Annotated in this window: 35 protein-coding genes; 21 read left to right on the top strand and 14 right to left on the bottom strand. The window is 50.9% G+C overall.

Translation table 11 applies throughout. The features are described 5' to 3' along the window. The first annotated feature begins 143 nt into the window (after positions 1 to 143). The 4 genes from C7B82_RS30595 to C7B82_RS32870 all read left to right on the top strand — a co-directional run bounded on the left by C7B82_RS30595 (position 144) and on the right by C7B82_RS32870 (position 2,651). Positions 144 to 455, top strand: coding sequence for a hypothetical protein (locus C7B82_RS30595; RefSeq protein ID WP_106261067.1), 312 nt, complete (start codon positions 144 to 146; stop codon positions 453 to 455). Then, positions 443 to 670: a DUF2283 domain-containing protein gene (locus C7B82_RS30590; protein ID WP_106261065.1), complete on the top strand. Its 228-nt coding sequence runs from the start codon at positions 443 to 445 to the stop codon at positions 668 to 670. The genes C7B82_RS30595 and C7B82_RS30590 overlap by 13 nt, the downstream gene beginning before the upstream one ends. Positions 671 to 804: 134 nt before the next feature. Then, positions 805 to 2,205 carry an SUMF1/EgtB/PvdO family nonheme iron enzyme gene (locus C7B82_RS30585; protein ID WP_219904772.1) on the top strand — a complete coding sequence of 467 codons (1,401 nt, stop codon included), beginning with the start codon at positions 805 to 807 and terminating at the stop codon, positions 2,203 to 2,205. A gap of 203 nt (positions 2,206 to 2,408) precedes the next feature. Further along, the gene (locus C7B82_RS32870; protein ID WP_181357797.1) at positions 2,409 to 2,651 is read left to right on the top strand and encodes a hypothetical protein; all 243 of its coding nucleotides are present in this window, start codon (positions 2,409 to 2,411) and stop codon (positions 2,649 to 2,651) included. Positions 2,652 to 2,654: 3 nt separating this feature from the next. On the opposite strand, the gene C7B82_RS34505 is transcribed toward C7B82_RS32870, so the two are convergent. Beyond that, positions 2,655 to 2,780, bottom strand: coding sequence for a hypothetical protein (locus C7B82_RS34505; protein ID WP_281259071.1), 126 nt, complete (start codon positions 2,778 to 2,780; stop codon positions 2,655 to 2,657). A 19-nt stretch (positions 2,781 to 2,799) separates the two neighbouring features. On the opposite strand from C7B82_RS34505, the gene C7B82_RS30575 reads away from it, so the two are divergent. Then, positions 2,800 to 3,036 carry an antitoxin family protein gene (locus tag C7B82_RS30575; RefSeq protein ID WP_106261064.1) on the top strand — a complete coding sequence of 79 codons (237 nt, stop codon included), beginning with the start codon at positions 2,800 to 2,802 and terminating at the stop codon, positions 3,034 to 3,036. Further along, on the top strand, positions 3,029 to 3,442 hold the full coding sequence (locus C7B82_RS30570) for a type II toxin-antitoxin system VapC family toxin (RefSeq protein ID WP_106261062.1): 414 nt from the start codon (positions 3,029 to 3,031) through the stop codon (positions 3,440 to 3,442). The genes C7B82_RS30575 and C7B82_RS30570 overlap by 8 nt, the downstream gene beginning before the upstream one ends. Here C7B82_RS30570 and C7B82_RS34500 read toward each other — a convergent pair. Then, entirely contained in the window at positions 3,428 to 3,550 is a 123-nt protein-coding gene (locus tag C7B82_RS34500) for a hypothetical protein (RefSeq protein ID WP_281259070.1), read from the bottom strand. The two genes, C7B82_RS30570 and C7B82_RS34500, sit on opposite strands and share 15 nt — an antisense overlap. 46 nt (positions 3,551 to 3,596) lie before the next feature. Between C7B82_RS34500 and C7B82_RS30565 the strand changes: the two genes are divergently transcribed. The 4 genes from C7B82_RS30565 (at position 3,597) to C7B82_RS30555 (ending at position 5,013) form a co-directional block, all read left to right on the top strand. Continuing rightward, positions 3,597 to 3,860: a ribbon-helix-helix domain-containing protein gene (locus C7B82_RS30565; protein ID WP_106261060.1), complete on the top strand. Its 264-nt coding sequence runs from the start codon at positions 3,597 to 3,599 to the stop codon at positions 3,858 to 3,860. After that, positions 3,857 to 4,162 carry a type II toxin-antitoxin system RelE/ParE family toxin gene (locus C7B82_RS30560; protein WP_106261059.1) on the top strand — a complete coding sequence of 102 codons (306 nt, stop codon included), beginning with the start codon at positions 3,857 to 3,859 and terminating at the stop codon, positions 4,160 to 4,162. The genes C7B82_RS30565 and C7B82_RS30560 overlap by 4 nt, the downstream gene beginning before the upstream one ends. A gap of 5 nt (positions 4,163 to 4,167) precedes the next feature. Next, positions 4,168 to 4,290: a hypothetical protein gene (locus C7B82_RS34495; RefSeq protein ID WP_281259069.1), complete on the top strand. Its 123-nt coding sequence runs from the start codon at positions 4,168 to 4,170 to the stop codon at positions 4,288 to 4,290. A 132-nt stretch (positions 4,291 to 4,422) separates the two neighbouring features. Beyond that, a complete protein-coding gene (locus C7B82_RS30555; protein WP_106261057.1) occupies positions 4,423 to 5,013 on the top strand; it encodes a Uma2 family endonuclease in 591 nt (196 codons plus the stop codon). A gap of 120 nt (positions 5,014 to 5,133) precedes the next feature. Here the strand turns inward: C7B82_RS30555 and C7B82_RS30550 are convergent, their stop codons facing one another. The 3 genes from C7B82_RS30550 to C7B82_RS30540 form a co-directional block, all read right to left on the bottom strand. After that, a complete protein-coding gene (locus C7B82_RS30550; protein ID WP_106261056.1) occupies positions 5,134 to 6,315 on the bottom strand; it encodes a n-acyl-d-glucosamine 2-epimerase in 1,182 nt (393 codons plus the stop codon). Positions 6,316 to 6,332: 17 nt separating this feature from the next. Beyond that, on the bottom strand, positions 6,333 to 7,187 hold the full coding sequence (locus C7B82_RS30545) for an alpha/beta fold hydrolase (protein ID WP_106261054.1): 855 nt from the start codon (positions 7,185 to 7,187) through the stop codon (positions 6,333 to 6,335). Between the two features lie 157 nt (positions 7,188 to 7,344). Then, positions 7,345 to 7,791, bottom strand: coding sequence for a monooxygenase family protein (locus C7B82_RS30540; protein ID WP_219904771.1), 447 nt, complete (start codon positions 7,789 to 7,791; stop codon positions 7,345 to 7,347). Positions 7,792 to 7,864: 73 nt separating this feature from the next. On the opposite strand from C7B82_RS30540, the gene C7B82_RS30535 reads away from it, so the two are divergent. Next, entirely contained in the window at positions 7,865 to 8,425 is a 561-nt protein-coding gene (locus C7B82_RS30535) for a PadR family transcriptional regulator (RefSeq protein ID WP_106261052.1), read from the top strand. 166 nt (positions 8,426 to 8,591) lie between these two features. On the opposite strand, the gene C7B82_RS30530 is transcribed toward C7B82_RS30535, so the two are convergent. Together C7B82_RS30530 and C7B82_RS30525 are read right to left on the bottom strand one after the other, a co-directional pair. After that, positions 8,592 to 8,834: a hypothetical protein gene (locus C7B82_RS30530; protein ID WP_219904770.1), complete on the bottom strand. Its 243-nt coding sequence runs from the start codon at positions 8,832 to 8,834 to the stop codon at positions 8,592 to 8,594. After that, positions 8,831 to 9,082 (bottom strand): hypothetical protein, encoded by a 252-nt coding sequence (locus tag C7B82_RS30525; protein ID WP_181357795.1) that lies wholly within the window; start codon positions 9,080 to 9,082, stop codon positions 8,831 to 8,833. Before C7B82_RS30525 ends, C7B82_RS30530 begins: the two co-directional genes overlap by 4 nt. Here C7B82_RS30525 and C7B82_RS34490 point away from each other — a divergent pair. Further along, entirely contained in the window at positions 9,081 to 9,206 is a 126-nt protein-coding gene (locus tag C7B82_RS34490; RefSeq protein ID WP_281259068.1) for a hypothetical protein, read from the top strand. The genes C7B82_RS30525 and C7B82_RS34490 overlap by 2 nt on opposite strands. Here C7B82_RS34490 and C7B82_RS30520 read toward each other — a convergent pair. Continuing rightward, the gene (locus C7B82_RS30520; RefSeq protein WP_106261051.1) at positions 9,203 to 10,183 is read right to left on the bottom strand and encodes a class I SAM-dependent methyltransferase; all 981 of its coding nucleotides are present in this window, start codon (positions 10,181 to 10,183) and stop codon (positions 9,203 to 9,205) included. The genes C7B82_RS34490 and C7B82_RS30520 overlap by 4 nt on opposite strands. Before the next feature lie 418 nt (positions 10,184 to 10,601). On the opposite strand from C7B82_RS30520, the gene psb34 reads away from it, so the two are divergent. Both psb34 and C7B82_RS30510 read left to right on the top strand, forming a co-directional pair. Next, positions 10,602 to 10,769, top strand: coding sequence for a photosystem II assembly protein Psb34 (gene psb34, locus C7B82_RS30515; protein WP_106261049.1), 168 nt, complete (start codon positions 10,602 to 10,604; stop codon positions 10,767 to 10,769). A gap of 71 nt (positions 10,770 to 10,840) precedes the next feature. Further along, positions 10,841 to 11,029, top strand: coding sequence for a hypothetical protein (locus C7B82_RS30510; protein WP_106261048.1), 189 nt, complete (start codon positions 10,841 to 10,843; stop codon positions 11,027 to 11,029). 108 nt (positions 11,030 to 11,137) lie between these two features. Here the strand turns inward: C7B82_RS30510 and C7B82_RS30505 are convergent, their stop codons facing one another. From C7B82_RS30505 to C7B82_RS30495, 3 genes are all read right to left on the bottom strand, one after another. Continuing rightward, positions 11,138 to 11,587 carry a hypothetical protein gene (locus C7B82_RS30505; protein ID WP_106261046.1) on the bottom strand — a complete coding sequence of 150 codons (450 nt, stop codon included), beginning with the start codon at positions 11,585 to 11,587 and terminating at the stop codon, positions 11,138 to 11,140. 58 nt (positions 11,588 to 11,645) lie between these two features. Beyond that, the gene (locus C7B82_RS30500; protein WP_106261044.1) at positions 11,646 to 12,164 is read right to left on the bottom strand and encodes a hypothetical protein; all 519 of its coding nucleotides are present in this window, start codon (positions 12,162 to 12,164) and stop codon (positions 11,646 to 11,648) included. 75 nt (positions 12,165 to 12,239) lie between these two features. Further along, the gene (locus C7B82_RS30495; protein WP_106261043.1) at positions 12,240 to 12,875 is read right to left on the bottom strand and encodes a hypothetical protein; all 636 of its coding nucleotides are present in this window, start codon (positions 12,873 to 12,875) and stop codon (positions 12,240 to 12,242) included. 172 nt (positions 12,876 to 13,047) lie between these two features. Between C7B82_RS30495 and C7B82_RS30490 the strand changes: the two genes are divergently transcribed. From C7B82_RS30490 to C7B82_RS30475, 4 genes are all read left to right on the top strand, one after another. Further along, positions 13,048 to 14,250: a sensor histidine kinase gene (locus tag C7B82_RS30490; protein WP_106261041.1), complete on the top strand. Its 1,203-nt coding sequence runs from the start codon at positions 13,048 to 13,050 to the stop codon at positions 14,248 to 14,250. Between the two features lie 58 nt (positions 14,251 to 14,308). After that, positions 14,309 to 14,944, top strand: coding sequence for a response regulator (locus C7B82_RS30485; protein ID WP_106261039.1), 636 nt, complete (start codon positions 14,309 to 14,311; stop codon positions 14,942 to 14,944). Positions 14,945 to 15,042: 98 nt separating this feature from the next. Next, the gene (locus C7B82_RS30480; protein ID WP_106261037.1) at positions 15,043 to 16,200 is read left to right on the top strand and encodes an asparaginase; all 1,158 of its coding nucleotides are present in this window, start codon (positions 15,043 to 15,045) and stop codon (positions 16,198 to 16,200) included. A gap of 308 nt (positions 16,201 to 16,508) precedes the next feature. Further along, positions 16,509 to 16,871 (top strand): hypothetical protein, encoded by a 363-nt coding sequence (locus C7B82_RS30475; protein ID WP_106261035.1) that lies wholly within the window; start codon positions 16,509 to 16,511, stop codon positions 16,869 to 16,871. Positions 16,872 to 17,217: 346 nt separating this feature from the next. Here the strand turns inward: C7B82_RS30475 and rpsU are convergent, their stop codons facing one another. The 3 genes from rpsU to C7B82_RS30460 all read right to left on the bottom strand — a co-directional run bounded on the left by rpsU (position 17,218) and on the right by C7B82_RS30460 (position 21,803). Beyond that, on the bottom strand, positions 17,218 to 17,397 hold the full coding sequence (gene rpsU, locus C7B82_RS30470; protein ID WP_106261033.1) for a 30S ribosomal protein S21: 180 nt from the start codon (positions 17,395 to 17,397) through the stop codon (positions 17,218 to 17,220). Positions 17,398 to 17,646: 249 nt separating this feature from the next. Continuing rightward, complete coding sequence (locus tag C7B82_RS30465) at positions 17,647 to 18,966, bottom strand: hypothetical protein (RefSeq protein ID WP_106261031.1); 1,320 nt, start codon at positions 18,964 to 18,966, stop codon at positions 17,647 to 17,649. A gap of 554 nt (positions 18,967 to 19,520) precedes the next feature. Further along, positions 19,521 to 21,803: a RelA/SpoT family protein gene (locus C7B82_RS30460; RefSeq protein ID WP_106261137.1), complete on the bottom strand. Its 2,283-nt coding sequence runs from the start codon at positions 21,801 to 21,803 to the stop codon at positions 19,521 to 19,523. A 369-nt stretch (positions 21,804 to 22,172) separates the two neighbouring features. Here C7B82_RS30460 and patD point away from each other — a divergent pair, with 369 nt between their 5' ends. From patD to C7B82_RS30440, 3 genes are all read left to right on the top strand, one after another. Then, complete coding sequence (gene patD, locus C7B82_RS30455; RefSeq protein ID WP_181357794.1) at positions 22,173 to 22,541, top strand: heterocyst frequency control protein PatD; 369 nt, start codon at positions 22,173 to 22,175, stop codon at positions 22,539 to 22,541. A 135-nt stretch (positions 22,542 to 22,676) separates the two neighbouring features. Continuing rightward, positions 22,677 to 23,237, top strand: coding sequence for a TFIIB-type zinc ribbon-containing protein (locus tag C7B82_RS30450; RefSeq protein WP_106261030.1), 561 nt, complete (start codon positions 22,677 to 22,679; stop codon positions 23,235 to 23,237). A gap of 245 nt (positions 23,238 to 23,482) precedes the next feature. After that, entirely contained in the window at positions 23,483 to 25,189 is a 1,707-nt protein-coding gene (locus C7B82_RS30440) for a dipeptide ABC transporter ATP-binding protein (RefSeq protein WP_106261028.1), read from the top strand.

Genomic DNA, 25,189 nt, shown 5'->3' with positions numbered 1-25,189 from the left:
AGGCGATCGCACACACTCCTGTTTTGTCCATCCCAATCTAATCTCGCTGTCTTCCTGCTGAGACCTTTTATACTAGGAACAGCGTAAATGTGCAGATTCGTAATACCCGTTGCTTCGCTGTATGACCAAGTGTCTAGCTCTCCATGCTGACTGTAAACTCCCAAAATAATCTACCGATTCGGCTGACAGAAGAACGGTGGCAACATATTACGAAGCGGCATCCTGAAATGATTACGCAACAGGCAGAAGTACTGGAAACCGTTTCAGCGCCAGAGACTATTCAAGCAGGAGACTCAGGTGAATTGCTAGCGGTGCGTTTCTACCCACAAACGCCTCTCACTAGCAAATTTCTGGTTGTCGCTTATCGTGAAGTGACGGCTGATGATGGTTTTATCTTGACGGCTTATTTCACTAATCGCCCCTCGACTCGGAGAGTGACCCTATGGACGCAATAAGCATTTTACAGAAGTCAGAACAGGTTTCCTGGGACTATGACGATGAAGCCGATGTCTTATATGTCTCGATCGGCGAACCATTGCCAGCCGTTGGGGTGGATATTGGCGATGGCATGGTGTTGCGCTACGACGAAACCCACAATGCACTCGTCGGACTCACAGTGGTCGGGCTTCGAGCCAGACTACAGCAGGAACTCAACCCCACTAAAGGGTGAGCAGCACACGATCGCGTTGGACAGTATGAGAAATATCCTTTGACAGACATTAAGACTTACTGACTCCATCAGGAACTCAGAGGTTTCGTTTGGTATAAGTGGGAGAACTACGGATCGACCTTAGACCTTGAACCATGCCCAGCAAAGAGTCTATTTTCATCTCCTATCGCCGAACAGACAGTCAGGACGTGGTCGGTCGCATTGATGATTATCTGAGCCGCCACTTTGGGCGAGAACACGTTTTTTTAGATCGCAATTCGATCGGCTATGGAGATGCGTTCCCCAACCGTCTGAAGCAAGCCGTCCAAGTCAGCAAAGTGGTGCTCGTAGTGATGGGGTCTACCTGGCTGAGCGTGAAGGATAATTGGGGGAGATCACGCTTAGCGAGTCCAAATGATTGGGTGCGGCAAGAAATTGCCCTGGCGTTAAAGCAAGGGCTATATGTGATTCCAATTTTGTTGGATGGCACGGTCATGCCTGGTCCAGCGCAGCTACCGCAGGACATTCAAGCTCTGGCAAAGCTTAATGCCATTAATTTGATCACAAGGCAAAGCGCAAACGTGTTCACGACATTGATGAAGGAGATCACAGACTCGATTGAAAGGAAAGTGCCTGCACTGAAACCCATCCCACTTGAGCCGTTTGAGTTTGAAACTGCCAGGCTGGTCATTGTTAAAAAACCAGGACTGTTTGGCGGTAAAACAACGGTTGAGATTAGTCGCAGCCGCAGCCGCGCCGAATACTTTGCTGAAGACCTGGGCAACGGAGTCACGCTGGACATGGTAGCCGTTCCCGGTGATGAGTTTTTGATGGGAACGTCAGCCAGCCAACGAGAAGCCACCCTTCAGGAATATTTGAAAACGATTAGTAAAGAAAACGCTGAAACGTTGACTAGTTTGGAACTGCCTCAGCACAAAGTCGTTGTTCCAGCGTTCCGTATGGGCAAATACCCTGTGACTCAGGCGCAGTATGAAGCGATCGTGGGCACCAACCCTTCAAATTTCAAAGGGGCAAAGCGTCCGGTCGAACAAGTCTCCTGGGATGACGCGATCGCGTTTTGTACCCAACTCTCGCAAAAAACAGGGAAGACCTATCGCTTGCCCAGCGAAGCTGAATGGGAATATGCCTGCCGGGCTGGAACGACAACACCTTTCTACTTTGGCGAAACTATGACACCTGACCTGGCAAACTATGATGGTACCAACACTTACGGCGAGGGTCCAAAGGGAACCAATCGAAAACAAACAACCGATGTGGGCAGTTTCCCAGCCAATGCCTTTGGTCTGTACGATATGCACGGCAACGTCTGGGAATGGTGTGCCGACCCCTGGCATGGCAATTACAACGGTGCGCCAACCGATGGGAGTGCCTGGACGACGAATGGAAATAGTGAAAGGCGGTTAATCCGTGGCGGTTCCTGGTTCGGCAGTCCGGTGTACTGTCGCGCTGCCGCCCGCAGCTCTCTTGCTCCCGCCGTCCGCAACTTCGCTGTTGGTTTTCGGGTGGTGTGTTCGGTGTTTCCAGGACTCTCCTAGCCCTTTACACTTTTGCCCTTTTGCCCTCTTCCCTTCTTGCTCTTTACCCTTCTTCTTCCGCGCGAAGCGCGAGCAAATTATTTTCACAAAACAGGCTTCTCAGTCATCATGCCGTATACTCATCTCACTCAGTCTTCTCGCTCGTCGAGACCTGAGTTGGGATTGGCGTCGGTAAACGTGGCGGTTCCTGGAACAACAATCCGGTGAACTGTCGCGCTGCCAACCGCAACTATAATGCTCCCGCCGACCGCAACAACAATGTTGGTTTTCGGGTGGTGTGTTCGGTGTTTCCAGCACTCTTCTACCGTCAGAACTGGGCAATGGGAATTGTCCGGGCGTACACAGAAGAGTCCAGACCCTTCCCAGTGAGGACGGCAACAACCTCCAAAGATAAAACCGAGCCGGATGGGTTGGTAGGTTCGCCGAAGACTCATCCGGCTCATTGAGTTTTAAGCATTTGAGCCAATTATGCAGGGGCGATCGTCTTGTGAAGCGAAGGGGCGATCGTGTTTCGGGTTTTGCTGGTTGCGATCGCCAGCCGAGTTAGTTAAATCGAGCGGATATACTAAGGACATCGCAGTTGTGAGAACAGCCATGATCCAAATAGTAGAAGCTGTCTTTGATGGCACCACCCTTCATCCAACAGCGCCTCTAGACCTGGAAGCTGGCACACTAGTACGAATAACGGTTGAGAGCGTCTCGCCAGAGACATCAGCAAACCCAAAGTCGTTTCTGCAAACTGCCAAATCGCTTCATTTGCAAGGCGCTCCCGATTGGTCAGCAAATTTAGATCACTACTTGTATAGTGACGCTGTTCAAGAAAATGTCTGAGGTCTTTCTCGATACATCGTTTGCCATTGCGCTATCTGCCACCACTGACAAACATCATGCACGAGCGCTTGATCTTGCCAATCAGCTTGAAAAGAGTGGCACTCGCTTAGTGACAACACAAGCAATCCTCTTAGAAATTGGCAATGCACTCTCTAAACAACGATACAGAGTTCCAGCAATTCAGCTTCTTGAATCACTGATCGCTGACCCCAACGTTGAAATCGTTTCATTATCCAACGACCTCTACGAAGCTGCCTTCAACTTATTCAAGAATCGTCTCGACAAAGAGTGGGGACTGATTGACTGCGTATCGTTTGTTGTGATGCAGGAGCGAGGCATGATAGAGGCGCTCACGGCAGACGACCATTTTAATCAAGCAGGCTTTCGAGCGCTACTGGGGAGTTGAAGCCAGTTCACAAATGACGATCGCGCTTGTGAAGCGAAGGGGCGATCGTCGTTTCAGGTTTTGCTGACTGCGATCGCCCTTGAGCCAGTCATATTGGGGCGATTCCACAGGTACGTTAAACTGAAAAAATGAGTGCCCACGTTCGAGTACAACAATGACTATGCCACTGCCGCCAGATTTACAGCAGTTTGCCGATCGCCAGATTGCCAGTGGTAAATATGCCTCACTAGAAGAAATCCTTCTTGCGGGACTGCAAGCATTAGCAGAGCGGGAACAAATTTATCAGGGACGGTTTGAAGCATTACGCCGTGAGGTGCTGCTGGGAGTTGAAGCCGCCGAACGGGGAGAACTCCTGGATGCTGCGACTGAAATCGAAGCGATTCGCCAACGATTACGCCAGCGCTATTCCCAAACATGAGTCGAGTTTGTCGACTTACACTCCTCGCCAGTCGAGATATTGAAGCAATTGCAGATTATCTTGCGGCCCAAAACGGTTTAACCAGCGCCGAACGGTTTCTGAGCGGCATCGATGCCACCCTTCAACGGATTGCTCAGTTTCCTCAAATTGGTCGCAAACGAGATGAACTTTATCCTGGCTCACGCAGTTTGCCCCACGCGCAGTACCTCATTTTTTACCGTTTACTCAATGACGATATCGAAGTACTCAGGGTAGTGAGTGGCTATCAGGATTTGACTGCTCTGTTTGAAGATCTGCCTTGAGCCTAATGACCCTGTTTCCCCAATTGCGCGCGATCGCGCTTGAGCCAATCATCCAGGGGCGATCATCGGTCTGTGGAGAGGGACGATCGCCCTTGAGCCAATCATGCAGAGGCGATCGCTATTGTTAAGGGAAGGGGCGATCGCTGTTTCAGGTCTTGTTGGAGGCGATCGTCATAGTATAAAGGGGCGATCTTGGAAGGAGAGCGATCGCGGTGATAAACAAGCGAGAATAGAACCAAAGAAGGTCGCGGAGACACGTCATGAGTCAACAAACCTCGTCTGAAAAACTTCGCTGGACGACTGCCGATCTCGAACTCCTTGCAGCCGATGAGTGGAAGCACTACGAAATCATTGACGGAGAACTCTTTGTGACCAGAGCACCACATCTGAGACATCAAGCCGTTATTCGTAACATCTGTAATGAATTAGGCAACTGGTCAGACGAGACGCAGCTAGGAGAAGCATTCCCAACTCCTGGCATCATCTTCAGCGATGCCGATAATGTTATCCCCGATGCGGTTTGGATCAGTGTTGGACGCATGGAGCGTTTCATCGACGAAGCGGGACATTTTACAGGCGCACCTGAACTCATCGTCGAAGTGCTATCTCCGGGTGTGATGAATGAACGACGCGATCGCGAAGCTAAACTCAAACTTTACTCATCTCAAGGCGTTGAGGAGTATTGGATCGTCAGCCGAGAATTGCAACAGGTCGAAGTTTACCGCCGCGAGAATGCAGTCCTCAAACGAGCCGCTACCTACACCGCCCAGGACACTATTACCTCACCGATTCTGCCCAGGTTTGGATGTCTTATAGAACGCTTCTTTAGGCAGATTGGTACAACTAGATAGAAGCGATCGCGCTTGAGTCAATTAGGCAGGGGCGATGGTGGTCAATGGTCAATGGTCAACCATACTTTCAGGCTTTGGCCCTTAACCTCCTGGTCTATGACTCCTCCTAACAACCAACCACTAACAACTCTTCTGCTCCAGCGCTTCAAACTGCTGCCAACAGAGATAAAGCGCTCGTGGTACATGGAAACAGCCTTTCCATTTGCCGCCTTTGAGGTTAAGTAGCACCTCGCCGCGTCGATCGAGGTAGCCAAACCACTCGCCATATTCTGGATCGGCAAAGTGTGACCAGGCGTAGTCGTGCAGTTTCTGATACCACTCCCAGCAGGCTTCTCGGCCAGTTAAGCGATACCCCATTGCCAGTGCCACCAGCGACTCTAAATGCACCCACCACAGTTTTTGATCCCATTCCAACTGGTGCGGGGGATGACCCTCTGCATCCATGAAATAGTACAAACCACCGTACTCAGCATCCCAGGCAAAGTTGAGGATATTGAGGACGACATCAACAGCTTGATGAATGGTGGCAGTGTCATTGTGACGATTCGCAATATCCATAATGAACCACATCGCTTCGATGCCGTGCCCAGGGTTAATGAGCCGTCCTTCAAAGCAATCAACGTGTGAGCCATCAGGCGCAACGTTTTCGTACATCAAGCCTCGATCGCGATCTAAAAAAGCACCCATCACTTCCTGAACCGTGGCACTGAGAATGTCCTCCAGTTGGTCACTCGGCAACAGCCACTCCATTTCTAGCGACAAGTTAGCGAGGATCATGGGCACTGCCAGGGATTTCAACGGTCGTGTGCCAGGATAGGTCTTGTTGTAATGACCTTTGGGATTATCCTTACGGCGCAGCACATTGTTGTATGCCTGCAACGCCACATCCTTTGCCCAGTCTTCGCCCGATGCCAGCGCATACTTACTAAATGCCATCGCGGCAAAGCAGTCCGAAAAGATGTTGTAGGGCTGGACAAGCGGATTGCCCGCACGATCGAGTGCAAAGTACCAGTTACCATCGGCATCACGTCCATGTTTGGCAAGGAAATTTGCACCGTTTGCTGCGATGTTGAGCCAGTTTTCACGCTTCTCAAACTGGTTGCATAGCATCGAAAAGAGCCACACTTGCCGATTTTGCAACCAAATAAATTTGTCGGTGTCGTAAACCTTACCAGCGCGATCGAGACAGGTGAAATAACCACCCTGCTCCCAGTCGATCGCATGCCGTTCCCAAAACGGCAAGACATCATCCAGCAGTGCCGTTTTGTACTGGTCAGCCAGTCCCTTAAAATCCTTTTCCACTGCTCACTCCCTACTCCCTACTCAAGAAACTCTCGCATAAATTGATTCACTAACTGCGGCTGTTCCTGCTGTACCCAATGGCTGCAGTTGGGAATGTAACGAATACGAAAATCCTGCACGTACTTTTCAGTCCCATAGGTCAGTTCTTTGCCCAGAGCCGTATCTGCCTCACCCCAAATCATGAGGGTTGGAATGGTGAGAATGCCCCACGATCGCTCCACTGAAAATTGAGCAAACAGATTGCGGTAGTAGTTGATGGCACCTGTCAGCGCACCACGTTTGGCAAAGGCGTTTTTGTACGCCTCGATGTCAGCGTCAGTGAAGGCGCTTTGGTCGATCGCCATGCCACGGAACGCCTGTTCTAGCAAACTAAAATCGTCGAATTGAAAGAGCAGTTCGGGCAAGAGCGGCAGTTGAAAAAAGGCAATATACCAGCTTTTGAGGATTTGCTGTGGTGTGCGTAAGCCTTCCGAAAATTTGGCGGGATGGGGCAGGTTCAGCACAATCAAGCGCTCGACCAATTCTGGATGTGCATAGGCAAATGACCAGGCGATCGCGCCACCCCAATCGTGCCCGACCAGAATGCAGCGATCGTAGCCCAACCCTTCGATCACACCTTTCACATCATTGATAAACTCGGCCATCACGTAGGCCGATTGGGCTTCTGGCTTATCGCTGTCGTTGTAGCCACGTAGATCCAGCGCAACGACTTTGTGATCGGTTGCAAACTCTGGAATTTGGTGCCGCCAGGAATACCAGAACTCTGGAAAGCCATGCAGCAAAAGCATCAGTGGCCCTTCGCCTTGAGTCACATAATGCAGCTTGATGCCGTTTGTGTAGAGGGTGTCGTGGTGCCAGGACGCGTCAGACATAATCAATTTGATGGTTTGCAGTGGGTATGCAAGCGCAGTCTAACGCTCCCGTGCACTTGCTGCCAGTCACCGTTCTCACCGATACCGTTGTCTGGTCAGCCTGTGATAAAAGCGTTAGACCGTTTTTAGAGTCCTGATTGGCAGCATTCTTTCCTGCTTACACGCGTGCATAAAGACTTGCCATACCTTGAGGCTCATGGGTGTACTTACCACTGCGTAAGGGTTGGTAGGTCTCATTGTACAGGCACAGGCTTTGGGGGTGTTTGGCCGTGAATTGCATCATCTGCCTGTGACCGGCACCTCTAAAGAAGTCTTTGAGGTCGTTTTCCGATCGCCAATAGCTGGTCATGATCACCTCTCTGGGGCCACAGATCCCGGCTTTCACCTGCACACAGCCTTTTGCTTGCGCTGTTGTGTGCCTGATCCAGAAAAGGTTTTGCCACATCCACAGAAAGCCAGCGCGATCGCGTGCTACGAAGCCATTCACAAAAATGACTGCCTCTGGATGCTCTGGAAGATCGATTTGGTAAAGGTTGTAACTCATACGTTGACGCTCCTGAAGGTTTTTACGAAGGGTGAACTGATCGGTCTGATAATCAATCATGCTGCTATTCAATTAGTTGACTATAGTGAATAAGGTATAGTCAACTAATTGAATTGTCAAGCAATTTTGGTTTATGGCTTTAGCACACGCAATTTTGGCGATCTTGCTCGATCAACCCTGCAGCGGCTATGACCTGCGGAAGCGGTTTGAAGGCTCCGTTGGGTTTTTCTGGCAAGCCAGCTTCCAGCAGATTTATCGAGAGCTGAGCAAGTTAGAGGAACAAGGCCTCTTGAGTTTTGAGACCATTCATCAGCAAAGTCGTCCCGATAAACGCATTTATCAAATGACCGAAGCCGGCAAAGCTTACCTGAAAGCCTGGATTGCCGAGCCTTGCGACATTGCGCCGCTACGGGATGACCTGCTGGTAAAAACGTTTTCAGGGTATGCCGTGCCAAACGACACGTTTCTAGCGGAACTCAAGCAGCATCAAGCGCGGCATCAAGAACGGCTAACGGTGTATCGGCAAATTGAGCAAAAATTCTTTCCGAATCCTCAAGCCCTGCCAGTAAAAGCGAAATTTCAGTACCTGACATTGTTGAATGGGATTCGCTTCGAAACGGCATGGTTAGCCTGGTGTGAAGAGTCACTCTCACTGTTAAATGAACCGTCTGCTCAGGAGAGCAAAACGCCATGATGACAGCACGTATAGGCTTCTAATGAGGATTGCCTCTTTCTAATTGGTTTCGTTGCCTTGTGCCGATTTTTGCTGTCCAATGAGACTTTGGTTGTGGCAGTTTCTCACTATCTGGTGCCACCCAAATTCATTTATAGCTGTTGACACAACGCTTAGGGTATTGGGATCAAAGGGAGGGTGGGGGTTGCCGTGTGACTTGCAATAGAATGGCTGCCAGGATGCCTGCCACCACTGCCCGTCCTAACCCAACCACCGTGGCATCTAAGTCAGCGACAGCTAAGCGAGTGGCGGGAAGGGTCAGGCTGAACGTCAACACTCCCAGAAAGCCATAGATCAGCCCGACAGTCTCTCGATCGATCCTCCGAATCACCCGACGAAGGGATAGCATCAATGCTGTTTTCGTTCTCATGATTGGCGGCTACTGTTGCGAGTGTAGTGTTGCACAGACGTTGGCAACTCAACACCTGCCAGTAGTTTTGGATCGGGGATCGGAGCCAGTGGAGTTAGCCGCAAGGGGATTTCTCCTGCCCACACGGGTAAAGCATAATCGGCTTCATCATCGTTTGGAGGGCCAGTCCGAACTTTTGCAGACGCCTCAGACAAGGGCAATGATAGTACCAGGGTGCCTGCAACCTCCTGGGGTGTCGCAGGGCTCATGTCTGCCCAGTCTCACTATTGCCATCCTGGTGAGCGAGGAGAGTTTATTTTCGGCTATGGAGAACTGGATCAGGCGCAGATTGCCACAGGGGTCGATCGCCTGGCTCAAGTTTTAGACCGCTAATCGGTAGCGCGAGACAGGGTAGGATAACGAGATGGTTTGCGTCCCAGAATAGTGCGATGGCGAGGGTCACTGGCAACGGTGGTGACAGGGGCAAAGCCAACCGACTGCAGTGCCGCTTCGACATTGAAGGTGTAGTAATCATCTGACCAGGGTTCTGTACTCTTCATGAGTGTGAACAACACGGGTGGCAGGTTCTGAATGACTGGTGACTGGGGATTGTTATCCACGATCGCCAGATATCCACCAGGATGCAGAAGCCGTAACGCCTCTTTAAAGATGGCGATGGTTGCCTGCCGGGGTAACTCGTGAATCACAAACTGCAGAGTGACTAGATCAAAAGAGCGATCGGGTAGACCTGTCGCTTCGGCGTTGGCATGCAGCCATTGCTTAATCTCACCCTTTTCATCGCGATGCTGAGCGACGGTCAACATGTGGGGCGATAAGTCTAAACCAGTGGTATAGACAGGCGCATCCTGCCGACCTTGATAGAAGCGATGTAATGCCAGAGTCGAAAGTCCAACAGAGCAACCGATGTCGAGTATGTCTTGCACAGGCTGCATGCTGTGTTGGGCAAGCACCTGATGGAAACTGCTGCGGAGCCTCTCCTGAGCCTCTTGCCAGGTTAACGGTTCATCTTTCCAGACTCGGAGTGCCATGGCATGAGTCGCCGATTCTGCCTCAAAGGCGGCTTCCCAACAGAGATTCCCCTGCTCATACGCATGGAACGGCACTTGATAATAGTCGGGATAGCGGACTTCAGTATTGATGACCTGTTCTGCCCGCTGCTGCAACCCTGCTGCTGTCAGTTCCTCGTAGCGCTTGCGCCAGGGAACGCCATTCTTTTCCGCTGTTTGAATGAGCACCTGACGTGCCTGCTGCTTCATCACTGTATAGACAGACTTGGTTTGAATCAAGCGGTTGACACAGCGAGAGAGAAAATCATCGCCTGCCCAAGCAGGTTTGCTCTGAAGACTCATGGCATCGCAACACAGTCGGAACGTTCCTCATTGTAAAAGGTTGCGTTGACACTTTTCCGCTGGTCGCTGTTCTTAGGCGGTTCGCGAACCGCCCCTACGCAATTCATCCCTCAAAGCAGCAATGCCTCTTACAAATATAGGACTTACGCATTTGCCCCCAAACCCCCAATTCTGGGGGCTTTAATAAACTCAGTTCCCCCAATCTTGGGGGGTAGGGGGCGAACTTCGACAACTTTTGTGTAAGTCCTGAAATAGAGTCCTTGAACCACTCCACGAGGACAATCGCGCTCATCGTTTAGAAAATCTGATGGTGGTCAGAACAAATTCTGCATAGCAAAAATCACTCATCTATTGACGTTATGTAACAAAAACGTTATATTGATTTACATAAGGCAACAAACTTAAAGAGGAACTGATTATGTACACCACCAACGAAAACGGCATTCTCAACAACTACGCTGCAGAGCCCAAGGTTTATTTTGCTGAGTATCCCTCTGCGGAACAGCAACAGCGTTATACCGTGCAAGCAGCGATCGCGGCTGGTCTAGTTGTCCTTAGCTTGTTGACTGCTTTTGTCGTGAGCTAGAGCGTTTAGGAGTACTCTTCCTGCTCCTGATTGCTGGCTACGTCTGTATCACTATTTGGCTTTCTTAGTTTTTGCCCCAGCTTTATCGCTGGGGCTTTTTGTTGGTCAGCGATCGTCAAGGCGGTTGTGGAGAGCGTCCAGTTCCACTTCAGTCAGAGATGCGGCTTACTGGTGCAGTGCCCTTTGACTTGATTGCGGCTGTAGTCACGATCGCTCTCATTGCTTTTGTCGTAACCTGGCAAAGTGCCGCATGCGCTTAACGCTAGTGTTGCCTCATCTGGGGTGTTGTCTCATCTAGGAATGCGATCGCATTCCTAGATGAGACAACAATCGGGCTTCCTTAACTCTGATGACACCCTTACTGTCGACTAACGGAACCGTCGTGGGGTATAGGTTTGACTACCAGAGGGCGTTGTTAGCGTGGCAGTCCCATTCTGAGTCGATGTGGTGTAGGTATTGCCATTGACAGTCGTGGTGTTTTGACCGCTATAGCCCGTGGTTGAGTTATAGCTGCTGCTGCCGCTGGTTGTCGCATTCACAGGCTGACCGTTTGCTCTTGTAGCGCTGGTGCTGCCGCTGTAAGTCGCGCTCCCCTGACCATTTGTTTGGAACTGTGCCTGACCGCTGCCATTAGCGCCATTTGGTCCGGTAAAAGAGCCTTGTCCGTAGCCAGTGGTGCCCCCTTGACGGTTGGGCACCACAAACCCGGAACCCGAAGCGTTACCACCCCGTACACCCGTCACTTGACCCGCAGAAGCAGGCAAGCTACTGAGCACGAAAGTCAGACCGAGCAAGGAAAGCGATAGTAGGTACTTCATGAGTGTCTCCTTATGACAATGAATGAGATGAACGTGGATAATGAACGTGAGTCGACTGTTAGAGATGAAACAGAGCTTTTACCTGGGAAAGTGGCAGATGCCACTGGGCTTCGGGTTGCCAGGTATCAACATCGAAGGTAGAACGCTGTCCATGCCAGTAGGCAGCCCATAGCCGTTGGCGAATAGCGGTATGCAACAGCGGTAAGGGCACGACTCGCCGATGGATCATGCGGAGTAAGCCACCCATTAGCAGCAGGTGGGCTGGATGAAACTTGGCGCCGAGTAAGAAGGCTTGTACTTCTGCTTCACCGATCGGGTCTGCACCATACCCCGTCAGCACATGCACGCTGTCGTGAAGCTGCTTGCGACGGGGACCTGTTTGGAACGGAGCTAACTTCTCCTGGTCGAGGAAGTCAGCCAGCGATCGCCCCAGTGTGCCAAGAGGCAAGTCGCGGAGTTGCTCGATCGGTACGACTGGCGGGACATTAAGACCCAGGCGATCGCCCATCTGATCGACAAGGTGCAGAAGGTAGTCAAGGAACGCGTCATTGGCGGTCGCTGTAGACGATGAATGCATAGGAGTTTGACCAAAGCGTGAAAGGGTTGGGAATAGGAGATTGAAGGCGAGCTTGAGTTCAATGCTTTGTAGCGCTTAGCGTTGGCGTTGTTGCCGCAGTGAAGACAGGTTTTGTCGAAGCTGCTGCTTTTGTTCAGCCGTTAAGATCTGGTCCAGTTGAGGACGGGTAGATTGCATCATCTGGCGCACTTGGGTTTTCTGTTCTGCTGAAAGGTTCATCGTGGCGATCGCGCCTTGGAAGCTGCTGCCTTGCACCAAAGCGGCTTTGAACTGCTGGCGCTGTTCTACGGTCAGGATTTGGTCCAGTTGAGTGCGCACTTGGGCATATACCTGCTTCAATTGCACTTTTTGCGTCTGAGTGAGGTTAAGCTGCGACAGATTAGGCAAGCCTGATGCTGCAAGCACCTGCTGCAGTTGCGCTTTTTGATCGGCAGAAAGGTTCATTGCGGCGATCGTCGCTTCCACGGATTGACCTTGTTTGATCGCAGTAGCAAACTGCTGACGCTGCTCCGGTGTGAGAATCGTGCTGATTTGACTCCGAAGCTGCTGACGTCGCTCTAAGCGATCTGCTGGAATGACTGCGGCATTAGGGGTGTTGGCAGGCAGCGGGCTTGGCGTTTGAGCGACTGCCAGGTTGGCAAGTATAGGGGTTGCAACAACAAGACTGCCTGCCAGTAGCGCAATCAAGTTTCGTTTCATGGGCTGTTTCATCGGTTGGCTCCTCAGTTCGATGCTCCCATCCTATGAGTCATAGCGGTTCCACACCTGAGGCAGGTGTCCTCATTTGAAGCGGGACATTTGTCCCACGCTGTAGCAGGACAGCGCACCCTTGTATCCCTTGCCTGAGAACGCGTAAGGTAGGTGGTTGTAGGATCAACGCAGCATGAAGCTACCCGCTCACCATCGAGATGATTCACTCCGCTTTCTGCTCTATTTGGAGTGGATACTATTGGGCATTGTGGCATTGAGCGAAATTCTGCCGCGATCGCCCTTTAGCCAACTGCCGCGATCGCCCTTGCTCAATCTGATTGGTCTCGGTGTGTTTGTGCTGATGGGGTTAAAGCTGCCGTCCCGCCCCACTGCCAAAGTTTTCTACACCGTGGTTGAAATGGGGTTGCTGCTGTTCCTGACAACATTCGGTGGCATTCGTTTGTTTACGCTTTTGTACGTGGTGCTGATTGTTCGCAATTGCTTGGTGTTTGAGGGGTACTACCGTTCAGTGGTAGCAACGATCGCGGTTGGGCTTTGCATCAGCCTACAGGCACAACGATTCCGGTCATTAGAACTGTTTCGCATCCCTATTTTTGTCGATCGCGGTGGCTTTCTGCTGTTGAGTTTTATCGTCATGTTTGGGCTGATTGTGATCTTTCTGCAAGCGCTTGTAAATGCGGCCTTATCGGAACGGCGTAGTCGAGAGCAACTGGCGATCGCGAACACACGCCTGCGCCAATATGCACTTCGCATCGAAGACCAGGCAACGCTGCAAGAACGGAATCGTATCGCGCGCGATATTCACGATTCGTTGGGGCATTCCCTCACTGCCTACAACCTGCATCTGGAGGCCGCGCTGCGCTTGTTGCAGTCAGACCCCGAAGAGGCAAAAGCGCTGCTAGTCGAAGCCAAGCAGATTGGCTCTACCGCACTTCAAGAGGTGCGACAATCCGTCTCAGCACTGCGGTCTGATCCCTTGCAGGGACGATCACTGGAGGCCGCGATCGCCACTCTCATCGAAGAGTTTCGCCGCTCTACAGGCATTACGCCCAACTGCCAACTGTTGCTTCACAAACCGTTGTCTGGCGATATTCAAAGTACCGTTTATCGCATCGTGCAAGAAGCACTGACCAACATTTGCAAATATGCTGCTGCCACTGCGGTCGATGTCACCATTCAAACGATCGTCGATCGCCTACAGGTTTCGGTGCAGGATAATGGTCAGGGGTTTGACCCGAACCAGACGACTACAGGCTTTGGCTTGCAGGGCATGCAGGAACGCACAGCAGCGATCGCGGGTCAGTTTGAACTCATTGCAGCACCCCAACAAGGCTGTCAAATCCGCGCCACCTTTCCCTTGCAGCCGCCATCCTGATGAGGCTTACTGAGCCCCAATAGCCTTCTTCATCCCTTACTCCTCACCCCTCACCTCCATGATTCGCCTGCTGCTCGTTGACGACCAAGATCTGATCCGTCGAGGGATGAAAGCCTTGCTGAAATCAGATGACACCTTACAGGTAGTTGGAGAAGCCGCCAACGGGCAAGACGCGATCGCTCTCGTCGCCGCCTTAACGCCGGACGTTGTCCTCATGGATGTGCGCATGCCTGTCATGGATGGCGTCGCCGCAACCCAAGCCATTTGTCAGCAGTTTCCCGGCACCAAAGTTCTGGTGCTGACCACTTTTGACGATCAGGAGTACGTCACGCAGGCGTTGCAAAAGGGCGCCTCTGGCTATTTGCTGAAGGATACGCCGTTTGAAGAATTAGTGCAGGCTATTCGATTTGTGCAAAAAGGGTACACCCAGATCGGTCCAGGGCTTTCTCACAAGGCGATCGCGGCTCCACCCGTGCCACCCAATCCACCCTTAGAGTTGACGGACTTAACGCCGCGAGAGCAGGAAATTCTACAGCTGATCGCCCAGGGTTCTAGCAACCGCGAGATTGCACAGGTTCTCTTCATCTCCGAAAAGACCGTTCGCAATCACGTGACAAATATCCTGAGTCGCTTAGGTTTGCGCGATCGCACTCAGGCAGCGATCGTGGCACTGCAAAAACATCGACTCAACTAAATGGACGCTGTCTGCTTGTTCTTGAGACTACGAAGTCGGTTATCATTCTGGACTATATTGAGCCTCAATCTCTAGCCCCCGCCTCAGGTGTCCATCTCATGCGAAAAAGCCGCTTCGTGTTTGCCCTTTTGTTTGTGCTGACCATCGCAATGCTCATAATCATGCCAGCGTTAGCGCAATTTGCTCCCGGCAAAATGCCTCCAGCGGCTGTTATGACGCGATCGTCAGAGACGATTGCACAAACACCTGCTGCACCTACCGCTAAACTACCCAACGTGGTGATTTTGGCCACGGGTGGCACGATCGCAGGCACAGGTGCGACTTCAACCACAACCGTTGGCTATCAAGCGGCCAAACTACCCGTAGCTGCGCTCATTAGCGCTGTACCTGAGCTGAAAAAAATCGCTAACGTAACGGGTGAGCAGGTGCTGCAAATCGCCAGCGAAAACATGACGAATGCGGGCCTGCTGAAGCTTGCCGATCGTGTGAATGCAGTATTGGCAAAACCGGATGTCGATGGTGTGGTGATCACTCATGGCACCGATACGATCGAAGAAACCGCTTATTTTCTCAATCTCGTGACGAAGAGCCAAAAGCCCGTTGTCATTGTCGGATCGATGCGTCCCGCTACAGCGCTGAGTGCCGATGGGCCCCTCAATCTCTACAATGCAGTGGCGATCGCAGGCAGTCCAACCGCTGTGGGCAAGGGCGTACTCGTCAGCCTCAACGACCAAATTTCGGCTGCCCGTGAAGTGACAAAAATCAATACAACCAGTCTTAACACCTTTCAGACTCCTGATCTGGGCTATCTAGGCTATGTCGAATTGGGCAAACCCTACTTTTACCGTACGCCAGCACGCAAACATACCACTGCCACCCCGTTTACAGTCACCACCAACACAAAGCTACCTCAGGTTGACATCATTTATGGCTATGGCAACAATAGCCCTGTGTTACTTAACGCAGCTATTGCTGATGGTGCCAAAGGTATTGTTTATGCGGGTGTCGGCGATGGCAGCATCTCGATGCAATTGGAGCCTGCCGCGATCGCGGCTCGTCAAAAAGGGGTAATTATTGCCCGGAGTTCACGCACCGGTTCTGGGCGTATTGTGCGAAACGGCGAAGAGAAAGACGATGAACATGACTTCATCGTGACGGATAATCTAAACCCCCAGAAAGCCCGCATTTTGCTGATGCTGGGTCTCACAATCACAAGTGACACCAAAGCACTGCAAGAAATGTTTTACACCTACTGAGTCACATAAATTGAATAAGGTTGTATTTCTAGTAGCGATATGGTGGCGCCATGTCCCCGACCGACTACTGGATAGCTCTGAGTGTAGCCAATTGGCGTGGCTTGCTCCTAGCAGCACGAAGCGACCTGGAGCAGCTATCCCAGCCTTTTGCTCCTCCCCCAGAGAGAGAAGAAACAACCAACACAGCGATATAGATCCGCCAAGATGTAGATGTCGATAGGTAGGTCGATCTGAGTAGATAGAGAAGCTTCGTTGCACTGTGCAACAAGCTTTTCAACTCTAACTTCTATAGCCTGGAGGAGCCTGCTATGAAAGATGTTTTAACTGCTTTACGTCCCCTTCGCTACTTTTTAACCCTTTGTCTTTGCGCTGTCTTACTGTTTTCTTACGTGACTCCCGTTTTTGCTGCACCCATCAAAAATGAGCCAAATGCAGCCGCAAACCAAGCTGCTAAAGAGTACGAACAAGAATCGCGTAATGCGATCGCTACGGATCATCCCCCCAACCTGAGCGAAACGCAAGCGAAAACTAGAGGTGGTGGCCTCAATGAAGTGCAAGGCAAAGCGGGCCTCAAAGAGATGAAGCGCCCCTCAAACTCAGGGAGCATCCCCTCGGTCGAGAAAGACATCAAAAACGTGCTTGAGAAAGTTCAGGACAAAGTTGGTGGTTAGTCAGCTGCTTGCTAGCTGAAGCCGCTTCGCTAAAAGTGCACGCAGTCGATCGCCGATCGACTGCGTGCACTGCTTTTGTAACATCTGAAACTAAAGATGCACTTCGGCTGGCTCGGCGTGGGCGTTGCCCGAGAAAGCCTAAAGCTGTGCTAAATAGGTAGGCTCACTTAAACGTAGGAGGCGTTTCAATGCGTAACCCATGCTACCCAAAACCTGGGTGCTTTAAAGAGACTGCCGAAGCTTATAAATAATCACGCTTCCCTATTCATCTAGGCTTCACTCTTTGTTCTGTGGAGGTTCGATGAAAGCGCGACTGTCCCAAAAAATAACGTTTAGAAGCTAAAACTTAGTTGTAGCGACGTTTGCGTCGAGCCACAATTGCCTTCCTTTTTTTCTTTTCAATTGGTGTTTCGAAGTGTCTATGCGACCGTAGATCAGCCAAAATGCCGGCTTTGGAGACCTGACGTTTAAAGCGCCGCAAAGCAGAATCGATGCCTTCGTTTTCACCGAGAACTACCTGAGTCATTCCTTTCAACTTCTCCCGAAAAATGATTGTATGAATGAGCTGCCGAACTTACGATGAGCAATCCACTGCTCTCAGACAAACCCGTTTAAGCGTTGGTTGCCTTCCCGGTTACAGGTCGAGTCAAGCCTTTGGAGGCGGCATCCTTAATAATCCATAGCACAGCTGACAAGAGGCTACTCGACCAAGCTTACCGACAGATCAATTCAAAGGGTACGTTAGCACAAAAAATTGCTTTCGTCTCCCCAAAACTCATTGATACGCAATTTGATTGATAAAAGAAAGATCAATCGTACTAAAATTCGTGCTCAGCGCTAAATTGAGCGTTTCCATCGCTTCGACGAGCCACTGCACACCATCACGGCGACAAAATTCATAGTGGTTGAACAAAATGGAAAAGCGCTTTTCCAGGTAAGGCTTTACCTTGCGACAAATTAGCACAATTTTTAGCAAGAGGCCCGTCGTTAACGTAGAGCCGATATTGGAGATTAGATCAACAAAGACAAAATGGTTGGGTCTCTGAGGGCTCTCAACCACCAGGAAGTTTAGCAACTGGCTACATGTTCTCACCAGCAGGAAATCGTTGAGTTTTTGGTCATCGCTTTCTGGCAGCGTGTTTTTTAACTGACTGTAGAGTTGATTGTTGAACTGTCGCCGACCATATTCTGGGTCTACGGACGCCGTAATGTACTGGTAAAGGTCATCCTTGAACGACTGGTAGGTGGGTGCCTGGTTGGTGTGAGTCAGAAACCGTTGCGCTAAGTCACGATAAGTGCCAGCGCTTTGAGATTTACCAGCAAACTGCTTCAGCGCGCGGCACAATTCTTGATCGCTCAATAAGGTTGGATTTTTGACGGGTTGAAGAATCCGGTGAGACGCCAGCAAGGGTGCATTACGGTCAATCTGCGATCGCCTCACCTGATAAGTTACGTATTGTGACAAATCAACTTCGTATTGACGCTGTGCCTTCGTCTGAAGTTGCCGAATCGTTTGTTGATGCTCATAAGGGCTGCCCTCAGTCAACAGACAGTGCTCATAGAGATAGGGATAGCGCTGAATGAGAGCACCGATCGGCTCATGAGCAGGCGGAGGGGTCTTTAGGTCAACCGCCTGGTTCATCACCTGCCCCAAGCGACGGAGCGTGACATATTGCTCACTGTCAACAAATCCCTTCACCAACTCGCGCACGCGTCTCACCGATCGCGATCGCGAATATTCAGTGACGGGTCGAGAGGGCGTTGTCTCAAAAATCGCGATCAGCTCTGGGATGGCAGCCTGAAGTTGGGGGCGAGTCTGCCAACGGTTGATCAAGATGTGACAGCAACGGTTGAGAACAAAGCGAAATTCTTGGTCAGCGGCTTTGGATGTAGCAATTTTGTTGATTGCGGCCGCAATGTCTGAGTCAGGATAGCCGACCCCATCAACGAACAACGCACGAAAGCGTTCTATCAATTGTGCAGGCAGCTCAGACTGAACAAGCCGGAGCAAGTGATCATACAACTGCTGCTCCTCTTGGTCGATCTGTCGATTAAAGTTGGGTGTCCAGGTACTCACGGCGGCTAGAACTCCCATGCCCAGGGATGAGGGTAGATTTTGACTGATTCAGGCACTGAGGGTACTGATCAACGTGTAAGGCTCTAATCTTAGACGAAAGAATAATACCATTGTTGCAGGTTTGGGCAATACATTCAGTAAGGGGCAATGCATTCAGTAGGTATCCCCAAGCGTTCTTCCAATCCCTAGTGGTCTCGATCGTACCCGTGGCATCAAGCTAGAGGCTGTGACTAGAATCACTCAACTTCATCTTAGAGTATAAATGTTAATCTGGCTTCAAGTCACAAAACGCAATATCCGAAGCCCTGCTATTGCCTCAGACAAGCTATCTGCGCGATCGTGGCTGACAGCAGAGATAGTAAGAAAAATGGTGGCCTGCCAGTAAATACACGTATATGCTGTGTATCTATCAATTACGCCTAATAAGAAGGCGCTGATCTGACGGGGCTACGTATTGTTTTTTAAGCGTTAATGTTGAAATTTAATCGTAATGGAGCATAGCATTTATCTCGCCAGCCGTTTTGTTTGCACATCGTTTCGCATCAGACTTAGTGCTTGAGAGGACGGATGCATCAGTCTTCGATCTGGTTCAAACGGCGGAGATTAAGCACGTCACTCAACTTTCTGATTTGGCTAAAGGTGCGCTCAAGCTGTTCATGGTCACGGATGTCAATGCCTAAATCAATAATCGCAGTTTGAGCTGGATACGTTTTTACCTGGGCATTACGGACATTGATATTATTATCGGTTAGGCGAGACAGAATATCCTTCAGTACGCCGACTCGATCAATTACTTGAATTTGGATATCTACTGGGTACGTTTGCGGACGCCCATGATCCTGATCAGCCGTATTCCAACTAACGGGCACCAGACGATCGCCGGGGATCGGCTCCACGTTAGGACAGCCTTGACGGTGAATTGAAATGCCTCGGCTGCTACGTGTGACAACGCCAATGATGGCTTCACCTGGAACCGGCGTACAGCATCCTGCGATGTGATGTAGTAAGCCCTCTACACCAATAATGGGTGCTTTGCTAGACGGCTGGACTGGTAAGAGTTTGGGAGACGTCGGCAACAACGGCAGCTCTTGAGTAGAAGCACTGAGGCTATCAGAGAGCTTGACTAAAGGTTGCTGTGCTTTAATCGTTTCACGCAAGCGATTGAGAGTGGAGTTGAGAGTGACTTCGCCGTAGCCAACGGCAGCAAGCAAATCTTCCACTGTATGATAGTTACATCGCTCTGCTGTCGCTTGCATGGGAGCTGACTTGAGCAGAGCCTCAAAGCCATTTTTACCCAGTTCGCGCTCTAGCATTTCACGACCACGAGCCACATTTTCTTCTCGGTTCGATCGCTTATACCACTGACGAATGCGATTACGGGCACCGGGAGTGACGACAAAATTAAGCCAATCGAGACTTGGTCGAGAGTTCTTCTGAGTAATAATCTCAACGATATCGCCGTTCTTCAGCGGCGTGTCGAGTGTAGTCATGCGTTCATTTACACGCACCCCAGCACAGTGATTACCGATCTCGGTATGGATACGGTAAGCAAAATCAACGGGAGTTGCACCACGACTAAGGGATACCACATCGCCTTGAGGCGTGAAGACGTAAACATCACCATCAAACAAATCGTCTTTGATGTTCTCCAGGTATTCCTGAGCATCTTTGAGATCGCTTTGCCAGTCCAACAGTTGACGCAGCCAGGTGAATTTCTCGTCGGTCGTTGTTAGTTGCGTCTTACTAGAGCTGCCTGCTTCTTTGTATTTCCAGTGAGCAGCAATCCCGTACTCTGCAATGTGATGCATTTCCAGGGTCCGAATCTGAATTTCCAGTGGTCTACCTGTGTTGCCAATGACAACCGTGTGTAACGACTGGTAGCGATTGGGCTTTGGCAAACCAATATAGTCTTTGAAGCGCCCAGGAATGGGGCGAAACATGTCGTGAACCACTGCCAAAGCACGGTAGCATTCGTCGTTGGCGCTGACGATCAGTCGAATCGCGGCTACATCGTAGATCTCGTTGTAGTCTTTTTGCTGCCGCTTCATCTTCTGGTAGATGCCATAGAGATGCTTGGGGCGACCGCTAATGTCAGCACAAGCAATTTTTGCTTGCTCCAAGCGCAGCTTGAGGCTATCGACAATTTGAGCCAGACCCGTTTCGCGATCGATCCGTTTTTCAGCCACCAGTTCTTGGATTTGCCGATAGGACTCAGGCTCCAAGTATTTGAAGGTCAAATCCTCCAACTCCCACTTAAAGCGCCCGATCCCCAATCGATTGGCTAAAGGCGCAAAGATTTCGCGCGTTTCGAGCGCAATTTGCCGACGTTTCGCATCGGGTAAATGTTCAAGCGTCCGCATATTGTGCAAACGGTCTGCTAGCTTGACGACGATGACTCGAATATCCTGCGCCATAGCCAGGAACATGCGGCGAAAGTTTTCAGCCTGTCGTTCTGTTTTGCTAGAAAAGTTGAATTTTGAGAGTTTAGTGACGCCTTCAACCAGTAGTTGAACCTCTTCACCAAAGAGCTCTCCGAGTTCTTCGGCCGTAACGCTAGTATCCTCAACTACGTCATGCAAGAACCCCGCAGCAATCATGACGCCGCCGCCGCCCAAATCGCGCAGTAGGCCAGCCACTGCAACAGGGTGCATGATGTAGGGTTCGCCCGACGCTCGGTATTGCCCTTTATGGAGCTCGTAGGCAAATTCAAAGGCTCTACAGACCAGGTCGTCAGTATCAGTTTTAGAGGTTTCGGACGCAGCAGGCGACGGCTGAGTCGATCGCGCCTGTAGACAGTCCTGCAACCAGGCAGGAAGATCAAACTCAATGGGAGATGCGGGAGCCGTTAGGTGCATGCTGTCAAGCTTAGGAGTCGGAAGGCTCGAAAGATTTGTTGTATTGGCTGATTCTACTGCACCGTGTGCTGCCTGATACAGGTCGGTTGTTTCGACGCATCGTCCCAAAAACTAACAAGTAGTTTCCAGTCTCACGACGAGCGAAACAGGTGGCTAGTTAACCTGAACCTAATCGGCACAAGCAGTGAATTTATCAGGTCGCAAAATAATCAGTAAACACTAAATTTGTTGCGATCTAAATTCTTTTCTAAAGGCATGAACATTAGAGCTAATTTGCGTTTAACTGTGATGTTCTTAACCTCCATTAGTGTCTATCCTAGCAAGAATGACAAAATTCTTTACACTAACTTACGAATGAGGCGGTGCAGGATGAAGAACGTGTTGCCGCTAAAGTACCAGCAGCCCTACGAGTCGTTTAAGCACCGTTTGAGGGAAATGGATCAGATTCTGGCTGTATCGAATGACACTGAGCTGGCGTTGAAGTCTAAAGCAATGGCATTGCAGCAGTTTTTCCGCGAGCAGATCTTGAGTTTACAGCTCGATGAACTCGCTCCAGCAGTACAGCATTGGGTGCAGTCGTACCACGTAGAAATTGACAAGCAACTGCGGTTGTTAGCCATGGACATCATGTTTTTGCAGGCAGCACGGCAATCGGTAACCGCTGAGCAGCGCCGACAACAGATCCGCGATCGCCTGACCACCTTACAGCGTTACTGTGATGGGCTGTTGGGAGAATAGAATTGTTTTGCGTTTTAAGTGTTGAGTGAGGTCTAAATCCTGACCACTGACTCCTGATTTCTTCACTTTAAAAGCCGAAATCCTTACGCTTGCTTGGTTAAATAGAAAGGATTGGTTGAATTGGGGAAAGCGCCAGTGCAGTGTCCGAAGGATAAAAAAGTAGATTTGGTCGATCGTCAGCTGGTGAAACAGTTAGCGGCTCACCATTGTTCGGAATGTGACGGGGTCTGGCTTGGGGGCGCCGATTATGCCGATTGGCAGCAACAGCAGCCGCCTGCGGAAAACTTATCTACGTTAATCGATCAGGCGCTGGAAATGGATTGTGCACGATCGCCCTTCGACTCAAGAGCAGCCCTTTGTCCCGAATGCAATGCGTACCTGGCAAGGGCAAAGGTGAGTGTGAAAACACCGTTTTATGTGGAGCGATGCCCAAACTGCAAAGGCATTTGGTGCGATCGAGGTGAGTGGGAGACGCTGCAAACGCTGGGGTTACATACTGTCATTGACCACATGTTCTCCAATGACTGGCAGACGCGCACACGGGAAAGAGAGCAATTGGCGCAAGAGCGACGTGCCACGATCGATAAATTGGGCCCCGCACTGGCTGCACAAATTTTTGAGTTGGCGGAAATCTTAGAAAAGCATCCAAACGGTGATTTTGGGGTGGCTTATTTGATGCGACGGTGTGATAAGTAGGGGCAGAAGGAGAAGGCAGCGATCAGCGGTCAGCCGTCAGCTATCAGCCGTCAGCGGTCAGCCGTCAGCCGTCAGCTATCAGCTATCAGCGATTCGTGGTCAGGAGTCAATGGTCAGCAGTCAGTCGCCCGGAGTCAGTGGTCAGTCATATCGTCTCAGCACTGTTTTGTGTGATCGCTAACAACTGATAGAGTAGCTGAACGCTGAAGGCTGAACGCTGAACGCTCATTCTTAATAACTCACTCATGACAAACGCTCTCTTTCAGGTCGAACATTTGCGGGTGGCGTATCCTCAGTCTGGGTCGGATGCGATCGCTTGGGCAGTGGATGATGTCTCGTTTAGCCTGAGCCCTGGGGAAAAGCTGGGTTTGGTGGGAGAGTCGGGCTGTGGCAAGAGTACGTTGGGGCGAGCGGCGATGCGGCTACTGCCAGAAGACACGCTTGTTGAGGGACGTGTAGCATTCGCTGGCCAGTCTGTCTTTGATTTTTCGCCAGCGGCCTTGCGTCAATTTCGAGGTGAAGCCGTTGCGTTGATTTTTCAAGACCCAATGACGCGCCTTGATCCGCTTATGACGATCGGGGATCACTGTTTAGAAACGCTCCAATCGCACCAACCAACGCTTTCTCGACAGCAGGCAAAAGCGCAGGCGATCGCCACCTTAGAAGCCGTCAACATTCCTGCTAGTCGCTGGTCGCAGTACCCGCATGAGTTTAGTGGCGGCATGCGCCAACGGGTGGCGATCGCGCTGGCGCTGTTGCTGAATCCCAAACTGATCGTGGCAGATGAACCGACGACGAGCCTGGATGTCACTGTTGCCGCCCAGATTTTGCGCGAACTGACCCGGCTCTGCGACGAGCGCCAGATGGCGTTGCTGATCATTTCTCACGATTTGGCCATGATTGGCGAATATTGCGATCGCATTGCGGTGATGTATAACGGCAAGTTTGTTGAAACAGGTACGACTCAGGCTGTCTTGCAGCACCCTCAGCATGCATACACGCGATCGCTTTTAGAGGCGGCGTTGCATTTGCAGGCGGTTGATGTGGTTAAGGGAGTGGGGAGTGGGGAGTGGGGAGTGGAGGAAGAGGAGAAGATAGACTTGATACCCGACACCCGGCACCCGACACCCCTGCTCCATCTTGATAACCTTAAGCAGCACTATACATTGGAGCAAAATTTCATCTCTCGTTTATTCTCGCAAGACGATCAGACGATCAAAGCGGTAGATGGTATCACGCTGGATCTGTATCCTGGTGAAACGTTGGGGTTGGTGGGAGAATCGGGCTGTGGCAAGAGTACGCTGTCACGGACGATTTTGCAGTTGATTCGTCCAACCGCAGGTAAGGTCGAGTTTTTGGGGCAAAATTTAGTCGGGCTGACGCGGGAGGCAATGCGGCAGCAGCGACGACACATGCAGATGGTGTTTCAAGACCCTCATGCCTGTTTAAATCCCATGATGACGGTGGGGGAGAGCATTGGAGATCCGCTGCGGATTCACCAGTTGGCTGAACCGAACGCAGCGAAAGGGCAAGTGTTGGACATGCTGGAGCGCGTGGGTTTGAGTCCGGCGAAGTCGTTTTACGATCGCTATCCAGCGCAGCTTTCAGGCGGGCAACAACAGCGGGTGGCAATCGCCCGTGCCCTGATTACGCGTCCACAACTGATCATCTGCGATGAGCCTGTCAGTATGCTCGATGCCAGCGTGCAGACGCAGGTTTTAGCGCTGATGCGAGACTTGAAGGATGAGTTTAATCTGACCTATTTGTTCATCACGCATGACCTTTGGGTTGCCAGGTTCTTTTGCGATCGCATTGCGGTCATGCAGGCAGGCAAAATCGTTGAACTGGGTTTCACTCACGACATTTTCACGCACCCTCAGCACCCTTATACGCAAGCACTCCTTCAGGCGGCACCGTTGTTGGCAAGGCAGGGCGATCGCCTTGGCTCATAA

This window comes from Stenomitos frigidus ULC18, from assembly GCF_003003795.1.
Lineage (GTDB): Bacteria > Cyanobacteriota > Cyanobacteriia > Leptolyngbyales > Leptolyngbyaceae > Stenomitos > Stenomitos frigidus_A.
This window is presented reverse-complemented; position numbering and strand designations above follow the sequence as displayed.

Coding starts and splice junctions, on each gene's coding strand:
- C7B82_RS30585 (WP_219904772.1), top strand. CDS start 805: ATGCCCAGCAAAGAGTCTATTTTCATCTCCTATCGCCGAACAGACAGT.
- psb34 (WP_106261049.1), top strand. CDS start 10,602: ATGTACACCACCAACGAAAACGGCATTCTCAACAACTACGCTGCAGAG.
- C7B82_RS30525 (WP_181357795.1), bottom strand. CDS start 9,082: ATGAGCCCTGCGACACCCCAGGAGGTTGCAGGCACCCTGGTACTATCA.
- C7B82_RS34495 (WP_281259069.1), top strand. CDS start 4,168: ATGACCCTGTTTCCCCAATTGCGCGCGATCGCGCTTGAGCCAATCATC.
- C7B82_RS30570 (WP_106261062.1), top strand. CDS start 3,029: ATGTCTGAGGTCTTTCTCGATACATCGTTTGCCATTGCGCTATCTGCC.
- C7B82_RS30575 (WP_106261064.1), top strand. CDS start 2,800: ATGATCCAAATAGTAGAAGCTGTCTTTGATGGCACCACCCTTCATCCA.
- C7B82_RS30595 (WP_106261067.1), top strand. CDS start 144: ATGCTGACTGTAAACTCCCAAAATAATCTACCGATTCGGCTGACAGAA.
- C7B82_RS30505 (WP_106261046.1), bottom strand. CDS start 11,587: ATGAAGTACCTACTATCGCTTTCCTTGCTCGGTCTGACTTTCGTGCTC.
- C7B82_RS30485 (WP_106261039.1), top strand. CDS start 14,309: ATGATTCGCCTGCTGCTCGTTGACGACCAAGATCTGATCCGTCGAGGG.
- C7B82_RS34490 (WP_281259068.1), top strand. CDS start 9,081: ATGTCTGCCCAGTCTCACTATTGCCATCCTGGTGAGCGAGGAGAGTTT.
- C7B82_RS30590 (WP_106261065.1), top strand. CDS start 443: ATGGACGCAATAAGCATTTTACAGAAGTCAGAACAGGTTTCCTGGGAC.
- C7B82_RS30530 (WP_219904770.1), bottom strand. CDS start 8,834: ATGAGAACGAAAACAGCATTGATGCTATCCCTTCGTCGGGTGATTCGG.
- C7B82_RS34505 (WP_281259071.1), bottom strand. CDS start 2,780: ATGTCCTTAGTATATCCGCTCGATTTAACTAACTCGGCTGGCGATCGC.
- C7B82_RS30440 (WP_106261028.1), top strand. CDS start 23,483: ATGACAAACGCTCTCTTTCAGGTCGAACATTTGCGGGTGGCGTATCCT.
- patD (WP_181357794.1), top strand. CDS start 22,173: ATGAAGAACGTGTTGCCGCTAAAGTACCAGCAGCCCTACGAGTCGTTT.
- C7B82_RS30495 (WP_106261043.1), bottom strand. CDS start 12,875: ATGAAACAGCCCATGAAACGAAACTTGATTGCGCTACTGGCAGGCAGT.
- C7B82_RS30565 (WP_106261060.1), top strand. CDS start 3,597: ATGACTATGCCACTGCCGCCAGATTTACAGCAGTTTGCCGATCGCCAG.
- C7B82_RS30560 (WP_106261059.1), top strand. CDS start 3,857: ATGAGTCGAGTTTGTCGACTTACACTCCTCGCCAGTCGAGATATTGAA.
- C7B82_RS30460 (WP_106261137.1), bottom strand. CDS start 21,803: ATGCACCTAACGGCTCCCGCATCTCCCATTGAGTTTGATCTTCCTGCC.
- C7B82_RS30465 (WP_106261031.1), bottom strand. CDS start 18,966: ATGGGAGTTCTAGCCGCCGTGAGTACCTGGACACCCAACTTTAATCGA.
- C7B82_RS30490 (WP_106261041.1), top strand. CDS start 13,048: ATGAAGCTACCCGCTCACCATCGAGATGATTCACTCCGCTTTCTGCTC.
- C7B82_RS30535 (WP_106261052.1), top strand. CDS start 7,865: ATGGCTTTAGCACACGCAATTTTGGCGATCTTGCTCGATCAACCCTGC.
- C7B82_RS30555 (WP_106261057.1), top strand. CDS start 4,423: ATGAGTCAACAAACCTCGTCTGAAAAACTTCGCTGGACGACTGCCGAT.
- rpsU (WP_106261033.1), bottom strand. CDS start 17,397: ATGACTCAGGTAGTTCTCGGTGAAAACGAAGGCATCGATTCTGCTTTG.
- C7B82_RS30500 (WP_106261044.1), bottom strand. CDS start 12,164: ATGCATTCATCGTCTACAGCGACCGCCAATGACGCGTTCCTTGACTAC.
- C7B82_RS30475 (WP_106261035.1), top strand. CDS start 16,509: ATGAAAGATGTTTTAACTGCTTTACGTCCCCTTCGCTACTTTTTAACC.
- C7B82_RS30540 (WP_219904771.1), bottom strand. CDS start 7,791: ATGATTGATTATCAGACCGATCAGTTCACCCTTCGTAAAAACCTTCAG.
- C7B82_RS30520 (WP_106261051.1), bottom strand. CDS start 10,183: ATGAGTCTTCAGAGCAAACCTGCTTGGGCAGGCGATGATTTTCTCTCT.
- C7B82_RS30480 (WP_106261037.1), top strand. CDS start 15,043: ATGCGAAAAAGCCGCTTCGTGTTTGCCCTTTTGTTTGTGCTGACCATC.
- C7B82_RS30545 (WP_106261054.1), bottom strand. CDS start 7,187: ATGTCTGACGCGTCCTGGCACCACGACACCCTCTACACAAACGGCATC.